Here is an 11,269-nt window from a genome sequence, read left to right as displayed (position 1 = left end):
TTATAAAACAAAATAATTTTAACTTATCACAAACCAAGCGTTGTCCTGTTTCGGTTGGAAAATGAATAATATAAAAGCCTATAATGGTTAGGATTCATGATTAACTATTTATTTGCTTTACCGCAAAAAGGTTTCAATCCTTTCACCAGCGTAAAACAAATGCATTTCACCAGCAGTTTTCTGACACTGAGCACCATCCGTTTGACTTTATCCGTTTACGCCAAGACGTAGCTTATAGCTATGTTGCTTCGTAGGTTACCCCGGCCTGTTAAAGGACTGAAGATCTCTTTCATCCATACGGGTAATAAAATCCTTATAAAACCGTCCATTCGGTATAATTTTACTAGCCCCTTATGGTGTCAACGTGACAAAAGAATGCTTTGCAATTTTTTCTATATTCTTTTGCCACACGGTGACCAATCTCTTATTCGTCGTGCAGGAGAAGTAATGGGGAATTCATTTCATTCTCGACCGAGGATCACATAGGTTTACCTCAGCGTGATGAAGGAGAAAAATTCTTACTACAATCCTATAGATGGACGACAAGATCGCCAAACTGCTGGAAGTCCGGGAGTACGTGGCCGGCAAAATCGAGATCTACAACGAAATGGAGGAAACGCTGAATGAACGCGGAAAGCCGCTGGGAACGAGGTTATAAAAAACTGCTCGAAGTGGATGGACACGCCGGAGAAACGGTGAAGAACAGCCTCAATGAGATCTCGCCCGATCTGGTGCGCTACATCGTGGAGTACGCCTTCGGCGACATCTATTGCCGAGACGGCTTGGATCTGAAATCGAAGGAAATCGCAGTCGTCGCGGCGTTGACGGCGATGGGCAACGCGCAGCCCCAATTGAAGGTCCATCTTAACGGCGCCTTGAACGTCGGCTGCACCATCAACGAAGTGAAAGAGATCATCCTGCAGATGTCGGCCTATTCCGGATTTCCCACCTGCATCAATGCCATGAACGCCTTGCGGGATGTCCTCCAGGAACGCAGCGCGCGAGGGATCGCCGATCCGGTCGGTGATGCCCCGACGAATGCGGCAGGCCCCGGTAACGCCGCGACCCCGGACCATTCGGCGGGCTCGGACGCAGACCGCTATGCGCGGGGCGCCCAGGCGCTTTCGCTGTTGGACGATCAGCAGGTGGCGCGGCTGGAACAGGCCTATGCCGACTTTTCCCCGCACCTGGTCAAGCTCATCCTGAGCAACTATGCCGATGTGTACGCCAGGGACAACCTCGATAAAAAATACCGCCAAGTCGCCACGATCGCGGCGTTGACGGCACTGGGCAATGCGCAGCCTCAACTCAAGTTTCATATCCACGCGGGGTTGAATGTGGGCCTGGAAGCGGCGCAGATCATCGAGATCATGTTGTTGATGACGGTCTATGCGGGGTTTCCTGCGGCGATCAACGGGACCAATGTGTTGAAGGAAGTCTTGCAGGAGAGAAATCGCGAACGCTAAAAGGCTCTCATATACTGCTCCGAGGTGGAGTATATGAAACAGCTAAATCCTGAAAAGCTGGTTGTCGATTACAGAGATCGCGTGACCCCGGCGGAACCTGTCATCGGACGAAAATATACGTTAACACACTCCGATATCACAGGAGAGCTTTTTCTCACGATCGGTCGCGCCTACGCCTATGAGAAAATCAACAACCTGCGCGATGAAGTCCTGGCTGAATGGCGATGGTATGACAGCGCTATCGTTTTGTATGTCTATGTTTACGTGAATGGTCAGTTTGCGCCCGTATCAGATCGACGCAATCGCATCTTCCGGCGTGAATTGCCGCTGGCGTTAGCGGCGATTCGATACGGAGACTCTCAATTTTTTATGGCGCACCCCGAATTGGATCATGCACCCATCCTGATTTATTTTGACTCGAAAAACCCCAACTATCATCGGTTTGAGAACTGGGGGACTCCCAGCGATTATATGTTGCGGCGCTCCTCAAGCAAACAGGCCTTTCCAACCGCTCGACCTGCGGATCGTCCGGAGAGTCGCCCTTCCCTGGGCTAGGCTCCCATTACGGAATCATGACATCGCTCCCACTGTCATTCCCTGCTGCCTCTCGGATCGGTAACTGACGATAGACCAACGTCGTAAAAGCGTTGGTCTTTTCTCTTTTTATCGATACCTTCCCAAAACGGCTACGCTCATGTTTCTGGAAAAACGCATCTCCCATGTAATCCCACGAAAACAGCCACGCAAGTGCTATACTATCTAGAAACTGTTGTGTTTTTTGAGTTCACAACCCCTTTGGTTCCACAAAATCCCGATTTATCCCTGCTGTCCGGCTGATTGGAGGCGCTTTTATGTTCGGGCTTTATCGAAATCCACGATTAATATTTGCTTTCATGTTCGTTGTAACAGTATCCATTTTCGGGTTATGGTTTTATCTCGACCAGAAACACATCGAAGCGAAAATTGCTGAATCACCTTTATATGATACGAATGATTTCAGGAGCATCGGCAATCTCGGTATCACACTGGATGAGCCTGACGATGCTCCGAAAATCAGCAGAGAAAAAGCGATAGAGGCAGCAAAAGCGTATTCCGGAAATGCCTTTGCCAGCGCCAAGTCCATCCATATCCAGTACACCCTCGTTACCGACACCGGTGTGTTTCCCAATAATATTTCAAAAATAGCCGCCGCGAAGAATCCAAAACTCACTGAAACCGATTACCTGTATAAGACACCCGTTTGGCTTGTCACCCTTCAAGGGCTGAATGAAGCCAATGAAATAAATGAACCCACAACGCCAGAAGGACCCGCTTTCGCCGGAAGGAGAAAAATCAACAGGAGATTTTTATATATCGACGCCATGACAGGAGAATGTATCAGCACTTTAGGCGTAGGCAGTTAGATTTACGGACGATCATCATACCCCCCGCTCCCCCATCTCTGTTTCCGGTGACAGAAGCCCCTACAGCCTTATTGGGGCTACGACGCAGGACACGAGCAGACTGCTCCGGCTCGACGGAGTGAGCACTGTCGATCTTTAAAATGGCTTATTCGCTAAAAGTCGCTAGAGGGAGCCTTTTCTATTCCAAGAACGGTTCCCGTTGAAGCATCAATCTCTACTATTCGCGAGTAAGATCGAAGAAATGTAGAATCATAAACGTCTATTCATTCAGTAGGGCCAGGCACATGCCTGCCACATGAATGCAAAAAGGTTTACAGGATGATCTTCCTCCACCGCGCATTCCTCCCATACTCGATGCAGACGATCATATCCTGCCGGGCCAATCGGTTGAGCACCTTCTGTATCGTCGGCCGGCTAATTCCCGGACAGCGTTCCTGAATATCGGAAAAACTGAAGTCAGCCAGCATGGACAAGACGACTTCCTGGACCTTTTCTTCCTTCCAGCCCCGTTTGCGGTTGGCTTCCGAAACGACGCCAACCCGGTCTTCGAAACGCTGGTACGCTTTCAGCAGCATGGTCAGGAAAAATTCCGTCCATGGCAACAGCACATGTTTTCCCTCGTGCCAGCCAAGGGACGAGCGATGCAATGCGTCGTAATAATGCTCTTTATCTTCCTCGATCACCTTTTCCAGACTGATGTAGCGGCCGACCTCATAACCGCTCCGGTACAAGAGCAGCAGGGTCAGCAGGCGGGCCATTCTCCCGCTCCCGTCGGGAAAGGGATGGATGCACAAAAAATCGAGGATGTAGGCGGCCATGATCAGCAATTCATTGACTGTACCCTGATTTTTTACGTGTTCATACCGCTCCGTCAATTCCTTCATCGCATCCGGGGTCATCACTGCCGGGACAGTTTGGAACCGAACTCGTGTTTCTCCTGACGGAAGCGTCTCTCGGATATAATTTTCTGAAGCTTTCCATGAACCACCCGCGCCAGTGGCGTAGTTCAAGAGATCCCTGTGGAACTGGAGAATCACGTTTTCATTCACCGGGATATATTGGGCCGATTCATGGATCAGTTTCAGCACGTCACGATAACCGGCCACCTCTGCTTCTGACCGGTTTTTCGGTTCCGACTTCTCCTGGACCAGCGCGGTAATCCGGCGAGTCGATACATGGATGCCTTCAATCCGGTTAGATGCTTCCGTGCTCTGGATCACTGCCGTTTCTTTCATCGCCTTTAAAATCTCCGGGATTTGCCGCTCAAACAGCGCCTGCTTCCCTTTATACTCGGCAATCCGAGTCAGCAACGATATGATGGAATTGGGCCAAGACGCTTTCTCCAGCTTTTCATTTCGAAAAGACATCATAATGGATATCCCCTTAAAACTATGTATTTAAAACCTTAAAGATATATATAATTATATCCTATTTTTATTTCTATCAAAAGAACCAACATTTACTGAGTGACGCATATGGGTCGGGCTGCCCCCCCATCACCGAAGCAAAAAACACGCCCAAAACGCAATCGTTGCGCTTTGGGCGTGTTCACCGTTGATGAAGGTTTACCGAATTATCCTTGATTCCGTGCCTTTTTGAGATGGTCCACCATCATGTTGACGATGGCATCGTTCTCACCCAACCCTTGCATGTGGACGCTGACCTCATACCCCTTGGCTTCCAACTGGCTTTTCCATGAATGCGGCTCATCTCCGGCCATGTCCTTTTGGGCATGGCCGCCGGCCACGACCAGAAACGGCGCGAGTTTGACCTTCTTCACGCCGCTGGCGACCAGGTCACGCAGGGCATGTTGCAGTTCGGGATAGCCCTCGACGGTGGCGAGCATCACGTTCTTGCCCCGGTACTGGTGGCGCAGGAGATCATTGAAGCAGCCAAAGGCGCTCAAGGCCCGGTGGTCGGTCCCATGGCCCATGAGCAGCAGCGCTTCCTCATCGCTGTTTTCCGGGATGAGGCTGGCGATGGCTTCGCAGGCTTGCTGGTAGTCGCTAAATCCATGAAGGAGCGAGTCGGTGAGGACCAGTCTGTCAAAGACAGGGCCGTCACTGGTCTTCATCACTTGAAGGCTTCTGACGATATCCTCAAGATCACAGTACTCCCGGCCGGGGAAGATATGTAGGGAGTGAACGACCACCTGGTTGTAGCCGTCATCTCTCAGTTTCGCCAGCGCCGTCAGCGGGCTGTCGATGACAATCTTTTGTTCCCTAGCGATTTTTTTGCGGATCATGGAGGAGGTATAGGACCAGCGCACCTCCACGCCGGGGAAGGCCGCTTTGACCTTGGCCTCAATATTATCCAGGGCTACCCGCCCTTCAGGCACACTCGTGCCGAAGGCGACGAGGAGAATGGCTGGCTTATCGGCTTTCAATTTTTCATTTGCCATATGAGAAGACACTCCTATCAAAAACTCTATCGACGGCAATCGAGCGTGTATGCCGGCTTGCTTTTCATGTGATGAAGACCTCCCCCGCTTACTTCGGTGAGTAACAGAATAACTCTTCGATCGAGACCTCTAGCTCACGGGCTAGTTGAAAGGCCAAGACGAGACTGGGGTCATACTTGTTGTTCTCGATGGCATTGATGGTCTGACGCGATACGTTACAGGCGATCGCCAGGTCTTCTTGAGACATCTTTTTTAACTTTCGCAGTTCCCGGATTCGATTTTGCATAACCCCACCCGTCTGTCGAGCTGAATGTAAAACATGTTTTACTTTTTCAAAGATAGCATAGCTCCGGGCAAACTGTCAATTATGTTTTACATTTCAATGCCGCCTTGGTGCTTCTACGGTTGGCTTTCACCGATGAGCGGGCAATAAAAAACCGCCGAAAACATTGATGCGACTTCAGCGGTTTTGCAGAACGCGGCTGTTCTTTTGCAGCGAGGATAGTATGGTCGCAGCGCTAAATAATATTCGATTCAGTTGTCCGGAAACTAGCTTGGTGATCCTTTCACACCAGCACCTTCAACAGCACATACCTCCCCACCACCTTTCCCACCGCCGCCACCGGCACGGCCAGGAGCAGGCCGACGATGCCAAAGAGGTGTCCGCCGGCGAGGAGGGCGAAGATGACGGCCAGCGGATGGAGTCCCACTGAGTCGCCCAAGAGCTTCGGCGAGAGCAGGTTTGCTTCGATCTGCTGGACGACGACCATGATCAGGACGGCATAGAGGGCGAGCCGCGGCGATTCGAGGAGGCCGACGATGACGGCGGGGACCATGCCGATGAGGGGACCGAAGTAGGGGATCAGGTCGGCGATGCCGGCGATGATGCCGATGAGCAGGCTGTATTCGAGGCCAATCAGGGTGAGGCCAACGGTGGTCAGCACGCCGACGACGAGGGCCATGAGGAAGTTGCAGCGGACGACGGCCCGCAATATCCGGTTCACTTCCCCGCCGACGATTTGCACATGGGCGCGCAGGTTTTGAGGGACGAGGTTCAGGCTCCCCTTGCCGATAGCTTCCCAGTCGCGAAGGAAGTAAAAGCTCATCACCGGGATCAGGACGATGTCGAGGGCGTTTTCGGCGAGGCTGACGGCGCTTTCCAAGACCCAGCGCACCGTCGCCAGAATCGTCGCTTCCCCCCGGGCGAGGGTGTCGCTCCAGACCTGCTGGATGCCTGGCGGGAAGCCGGCCTGGATCATATCCTGCTGGATGCGGGTGAGCCATGCCTGCAGTTCTTGGCTGTACTGAGGCAGTTGGACGCTGAAACGGTTCAATTCGCCGAAGATGCGCGGCATGCCGAAGGCGATCAGGCTGGCAAAGCCGCCGAAGACGACGGCGAAGACGGCGAGGATGCTCAATGTGCGCCCAAGCCCCCGCTTTTCCAGCCAGATCACGCCGGGATAGAGCAGGTACGCCAGCACGAAAGCCACCGCAAAGGGAACCAAGGTCTGCCGCAACAGGTACGCCAGCAGCAGCACTATCGCCCAGAATCCGGCCACAAGCAGGATGCGCCAACGGCCTTTCGGCAACGCCGCCTCCACCTCCACGTGTTTTTCGCCGGAGAATCCAAAAAGCCCGCCTATGACGCGGGCTTTTTCTGCTTCTTATATCGGCGCAGCGTTCGCCCCCTCGAGTTCCATCAGCGGCGGATCCGGTTCGAGGGCCATCAGGCTGCCGTCTTCAGCCACTTCGAAAATCTCGTTCCGCTCGTTAAACTCGATAAAGCAATTCCAGCAGTAGAACTGGTTCACGCCGACCTTGCCAACCTGCTTCCCGCCGCAGACAGGGCAGCTCATGGAAATCCCTCCGTTTGCTATTCCCGCTCCCGCTGCCACGCGTCCTGCCAGTGATCCGCCACGATGACCGTGTCGGTCCGCCATTCTGTCACGTCCGGCCAGGGAAGCTGGAGCCGCCCCGTAAGCAGGTCCTGCATCAGACCGTCGGAAACCTCTACCGCCGTGAGTTGGCCCTGGGCGGGCTCAAAGAGGATGTCGCCCACCTGCCCCAAGGGACGGCCGGCCTGTGTCCGCACGGGATGGCCTTCACAACGGGACAGGCAGAGAAGGATCGGAGCCGCCGGCGAGGGTTCACCGGAGGCTGCCGGCTCTTGCGCCGGATCGTCCGACGCTTGCTGCTCATGAGGCGCCGGCTCCGCTTCGGTCCGGATCACGTCCCGGTCGTAGACGGCCTGTGTCCAGTCGATGCGCCGGTTGGCGCTCTCCCCTTCTGCTGCCAGCAACAGCCCCGTCACCCGGCCTTCCTTGGTGTCGACCATTAGATCGGTGACCCGTCCGATGGTTTTGCCCGTCGCAGGGTGAACCACAGGCAGGTGGATGACATCTCTTCCTTTTAGCACTCCTGTGGCGGTCTCCCCTCATTGTTCGCGTTGGCGCCGGTTTTGGGAACTTTTCCATGATCTATTGTTGACGGTAGCGGATGCCTTTTATACTCGCCCTTTCGCCTTCGCGCGTTTCACCGGCTTTGGCTCGGGATAGCGGATCTCCGGCAGTTTCACATCCAGGTTGCGGACGATGGTGCCACCGCCGACGACCCAGTCGCCCCGGTAAAAGACGACGGCCTGTCCCGGCGTGATCGCCCGCTGGGGCGCGGCGAATTCGATGACGACGGCGGTCGAGGCTCCATCCTCTGCGGGGGAGATGACCGCTTTCGCCGGCGGGGCGCTGTAGCGGATCTTGGCCTCCACTTCCATCGGCTCTTTCAGGCCTGTGATGTCGATCCAGTTGAGGTCGTCGGCCAGGAGCCGCCGGCCTCTCACCGCCTCATCAGGGCCGATGACGACGGCGTTGTGTTCCACATCGAGGGCGATCACGTAGGCCGGGTAGCCAAAGGCGACGCCCAGGCCCTTGCGCTGGCCCACCGTGTAAAAGGGCAGCCCCCGGTGGGCGCCGATGACGTTGCCCTCCTGGTCGACGAAGGGGCCGGGCTGGAAGCGATGGCCGGGGTAGCGTTCCTCTAAAAAGCGCCGGTAGTCGTTGTCGGGGATGAAGCAGATCTCCTGGCTGTCCGGTTTGGAGGCGACGGCCAGGCCCAGTTGGGCCGCCTTTTCTCGGATCTCCGGCTTGGTGAAGCCGCCCAGCGGGAAGAGCGTTCGGGAGAGTTGCTCCTGGGTCATGTTAAAGAGGGCGTAGGACTGGTCTTTGTTCGCGTCAATGCCCCGGCCCAGGCGGTAGCGGCCTGTGGCGCTGTCCTGTTCGATGCGGGCGTAATGGCCCGTGGCCACTTTGGCAGCGCCGAGGGCAAGCGATTTTTGTAGGAGGCCCTCGAATTTGATCACCCGGTTGCAGCGGATGCAGGGGTTGGGCGTCTGACCGGCCAGGTACTCGCGGCCGAAGTAGTCGATGACCTCCGCTTCGAAGTAGTCGCGGAAGTTCATCACATAGTGGGGGATGCCCAGTTTGAAGGCGACCCGCTTGGCGTCCTCGACGGCCGATAAGGAGCAACAGCCCCCTTCGGCGCCTTCCGGCGCGTCTTTCGGCCAGATCTGCAAGGTCACGCCGATGACGTCATAACCTTGTTCCAACAAAAGAGCGGCCGTCACAGAAGAATCGACGCCGCCGCTCATTGCCACTACTACGGTCTCTTTCACTTGAATCCCGTTCTTTCAATTATCTTCTCTTCAGCAGTTACGGGCAGTACAGCGACATCCCGGACAGGCAACGCCCATCCGGGATGTATTTTTTCTGAATTCGGTGCTATTTAGTCAAGGCGCACTCGGTTACATCCAGCCGCATTCGCTCTCAGAAGCGCCGCTGCGCAAGGAGCATGTTGCTACTTCTTCGCGTCCTGCTTCGCCTTGTAATCGGCGATGGCCTTGTGGAGCGCGTCGGCAGCCAGGTTGCTGCAGTGCATCTTTTGGGGCGGCAGGCCGCCGAGGGCGTCGGCGACGGCTTTGTTCGTCAGTTCCAGCGCCTCGTCGATGGTCTTGCCCTTGATTAGTTCCGTCGCCATGGAGCTGGTGGCGATGGCGGCGCCACAGCCGAAGGTTTTGAACTTGACGTCTTTGATAATGTTGTCCTCGACGTCGAGGTAAATACGCATGATGTCGCCGCAAGAGGCGTTGCCGACTTCGCCGACGCCGCTGGCGTTGTCGATCTCGCCGACGTTGCGGGGGTTCATGAAGTGGTCCATCACTTTATCGGTATACATGCTCAGCCCTCCTTGTTGGCATAGAGCGGGGACATGGCCCGCAACCGTTCGACGATCTGCGGCAGCACGTCCAGCACATATTCAATATCTTCCTCAGTGTTGTCCCGGCCCAGCGTCAACCGCAGCGAGCCGTGGGCCACCTCATGGCAGATGCCCATGGCAAGCAGGACGTGGGACGGATCCAGGGAGCCGGAGGTGCAGGCAGAGCCGGAGGAGGCGGCGATGCCTTTCATGTCCAGCATCAACAGCAGCGATTCGCCTTCGATGTATTTGATCGACACGTTCACGTTGATGGGGATGCGCTCGGTGGGGTGGCCGTTCAGTTGCACCTCAGGGATGGCCAGCAGACCCTCGATCAGGCGCTGGCGCAGCCGGCCCATGCGGCCCATCTCTTCGGGCAGTTCGCGGGCCATGATCTCGGCCGCTTTGCCGAAGCCGACGATGCCGGGCAGGTTTTCCGTGCCGGGGCGGCGCTTGCGCTCCTGGCCGCCGCCGTGGGAGAGGGGGAATAGCTTGGTCCCCTTGCGGATATAAAGGGCGCCGACCCCTTTGGGGCCGTAGATTTTGTGGGAGGAGAGGGACATGAGGTCCACGCCGAGGTCGTTCACGTCAACGGGGATTTTGCCGACGGTCTGGACGGCGTCGGTGTGCATGATGGCGCCATGGGCCTTGACGAGTTGGGTGATCTCTTTGATCGGGTTGATCGTGCCGACCTCGTTGTTGGCGTGCATGATCGTGACCAGGACAGTCTCCGGCTTGAGGGCCGCTTTCACGTCCTCGACGCGGACCATGCCGGTTTCGTCGACAGGCAGCACGGTGACTTCAAAGCCTTCTTTGGTCAGCGCCTGGCAGGCGTCGAGCACGGCGTGGTGCTCCGTCGCCGAGGTGATGACGTGGTTGCCCTTTTTACGCATCGCCCGGGCGACGCCGAAGATGGTCAGGTTGTCGGCCTCGGTGCCGCCGCTGGTGAAGATGATCTCTTCGGGACGGGCGCCGATCAGGTGGGCCACATTCGCCCGCGCCTCTTCCAGGAGCTTTTTCGCTTCCCGGCCGAAGGAATGGACGCTCGACGGGTTGCCGAAGTGGTTCTGCATACAGTCGACCATGGCTTCGATGACTCCGGGATGGACGGGCGTGGTCGCGCTGTGATCGAGGTATACACGTCGCATGGCTCTCTCTCCTCCGATTTTCAAATGGGCGCAGCGAAAGACTGTCTGTTTCGCTAGATGTGGTACATGAAGGCGCCCTCGTCATACTTCATCTTTTCGGCGTCTTTGCACATGTCCGCCAGTGTGATGGAATCGATGACCTGTTCGATCGAGTCGCGCACCTTTGCCCAGACCCGCTTGGAGATGCACTGGCTGGCGCGGGTGCAGCGCTCGGGGATGTCGTCGTTGACACAGTCGACGGGGGCCACCGGTCCTTCGAGGACGCGGATGATGTCGCCGACGGTGATCTCGGCGGGCTCCCTGGCGAGGACATAGCCCCCCTGGGCGCCCCGGATGCTGTTGACGAGGCCGGCTTTGCGCAATCCGGCGATGATCTGTTCGAGGTAATGCTCCGATATGTCCTGGCGCTCGGCGACGAGCTTCAAGGAGACGGGCCCCTGACCGTACTGCATGGCCAGTTCGAACATCGCCCGCACTCCGTATTGTCCCTTAGTCGAGAGTTTCATGGCACCACCTCTCGGTCATAACGCTGTCTTACACTGTAACGCTATCGGGGACAGGCCCCGTACATACCCTACTAATTTAATAGGATTTCTTGGGGCA

Annotated in this window: 14 protein-coding genes; 4 read left to right on the top strand and 10 right to left on the bottom strand. The window is 55.9% G+C overall.

Going from position 1 to position 11,269, the window contains the following annotated elements:
• The first annotated feature begins 535 nt into the window (after positions 1-535).
• The 4 genes from GTO91_RS18490 to GTO91_RS14820 all read left to right on the top strand — a co-directional run bounded on the left by GTO91_RS18490 (position 536) and on the right by GTO91_RS14820 (position 2,869).
• Positions 536-658: a hypothetical protein gene (locus tag GTO91_RS18490; protein WP_268894889.1), complete on the top strand. Its 123-nt coding sequence runs from the start codon at positions 536-538 to the stop codon at positions 656-658.
• Complete coding sequence (locus GTO91_RS14830) at positions 624-1,466, top strand: carboxymuconolactone decarboxylase family protein (RefSeq protein WP_161259513.1); 843 nt, start codon at positions 624-626, stop codon at positions 1,464-1,466. Before GTO91_RS18490 ends, GTO91_RS14830 begins: the two co-directional genes overlap by 35 nt.
• A gap of 33 nt (positions 1,467-1,499) precedes the next feature.
• Positions 1,500-2,021: a staygreen family protein gene (locus GTO91_RS14825; RefSeq protein ID WP_161259512.1), complete on the top strand. Its 522-nt coding sequence runs from the start codon at positions 1,500-1,502 to the stop codon at positions 2,019-2,021.
• Positions 2,022-2,317: 296 nt separating this feature from the next.
• Positions 2,318-2,869 (top strand): hypothetical protein, encoded by a 552-nt coding sequence (locus GTO91_RS14820; RefSeq protein ID WP_161259511.1) that lies wholly within the window; start codon positions 2,318-2,320, stop codon positions 2,867-2,869.
• 311 nt (positions 2,870-3,180) lie between these two features.
• Here GTO91_RS14820 and GTO91_RS14815 read toward each other — a convergent pair whose 3' ends face one another.
• The 10 genes from GTO91_RS14815 to GTO91_RS14770 form a co-directional block, all read right to left on the bottom strand.
• Positions 3,181-4,236 carry a Fic family protein gene (locus GTO91_RS14815; RefSeq protein WP_235919623.1) on the bottom strand — a complete coding sequence of 352 codons (1,056 nt, stop codon included), beginning with the start codon at positions 4,234-4,236 and terminating at the stop codon, positions 3,181-3,183.
• A gap of 206 nt (positions 4,237-4,442) precedes the next feature.
• Positions 4,443-5,270, bottom strand: coding sequence for a sirohydrochlorin cobaltochelatase (locus tag GTO91_RS14810; RefSeq protein ID WP_161259509.1), 828 nt, complete (start codon positions 5,268-5,270; stop codon positions 4,443-4,445).
• A gap of 88 nt (positions 5,271-5,358) precedes the next feature.
• Positions 5,359-5,556, bottom strand: a complete 198-nt coding sequence (locus tag GTO91_RS14805; protein WP_161259508.1) for a helix-turn-helix transcriptional regulator — start codon at positions 5,554-5,556, stop codon at positions 5,359-5,361.
• A 280-nt stretch (positions 5,557-5,836) separates the two neighbouring features.
• Entirely contained in the window at positions 5,837-6,859 is a 1,023-nt protein-coding gene (locus GTO91_RS14800; RefSeq protein WP_161259507.1) for an AI-2E family transporter, read from the bottom strand.
• 75 nt (positions 6,860-6,934) lie between these two features.
• Complete coding sequence (locus GTO91_RS14795; RefSeq protein ID WP_161259506.1) at positions 6,935-7,126, bottom strand: hypothetical protein; 192 nt, start codon at positions 7,124-7,126, stop codon at positions 6,935-6,937.
• A gap of 17 nt (positions 7,127-7,143) precedes the next feature.
• Positions 7,144-7,686 carry a PRC-barrel domain-containing protein gene (locus GTO91_RS18715; protein WP_161259505.1) on the bottom strand — a complete coding sequence of 181 codons (543 nt, stop codon included), beginning with the start codon at positions 7,684-7,686 and terminating at the stop codon, positions 7,144-7,146.
• Positions 7,687-7,773: 87 nt separating this feature from the next.
• Positions 7,774-8,937 (bottom strand): tRNA 2-thiouridine(34) synthase MnmA, encoded by a 1,164-nt coding sequence (gene mnmA / locus GTO91_RS14785; protein ID WP_161259504.1) that lies wholly within the window; start codon positions 8,935-8,937, stop codon positions 7,774-7,776.
• 182 nt (positions 8,938-9,119) lie between these two features.
• Complete coding sequence (gene nifU, locus GTO91_RS14780) at positions 9,120-9,497, bottom strand: Fe-S cluster assembly scaffold protein NifU (RefSeq protein WP_161259503.1); 378 nt, start codon at positions 9,495-9,497, stop codon at positions 9,120-9,122.
• Between the two features lie 2 nt (positions 9,498-9,499).
• Positions 9,500-10,666 carry a cysteine desulfurase NifS gene (gene nifS / locus GTO91_RS14775; RefSeq protein ID WP_161259502.1) on the bottom strand — a complete coding sequence of 389 codons (1,167 nt, stop codon included), beginning with the start codon at positions 10,664-10,666 and terminating at the stop codon, positions 9,500-9,502.
• Positions 10,667-10,719: 53 nt separating this feature from the next.
• The gene (locus tag GTO91_RS14770) at positions 10,720-11,172 is read right to left on the bottom strand and encodes an RrF2 family transcriptional regulator (RefSeq protein WP_161259501.1); all 453 of its coding nucleotides are present in this window, start codon (positions 11,170-11,172) and stop codon (positions 10,720-10,722) included.
• Positions 11,173-11,269: the final 97 nt, after the last annotated feature.

The organism is Heliomicrobium undosum (genome assembly GCF_009877425.1).
GTDB classification, from domain to species: domain Bacteria; phylum Bacillota; class Desulfitobacteriia; order Heliobacteriales; family Heliobacteriaceae; genus Heliomicrobium; species Heliomicrobium undosum.
Note: the sequence above shows the minus strand (reverse complement) of the source record. Positions and strands in the feature narration are given on the sequence as shown.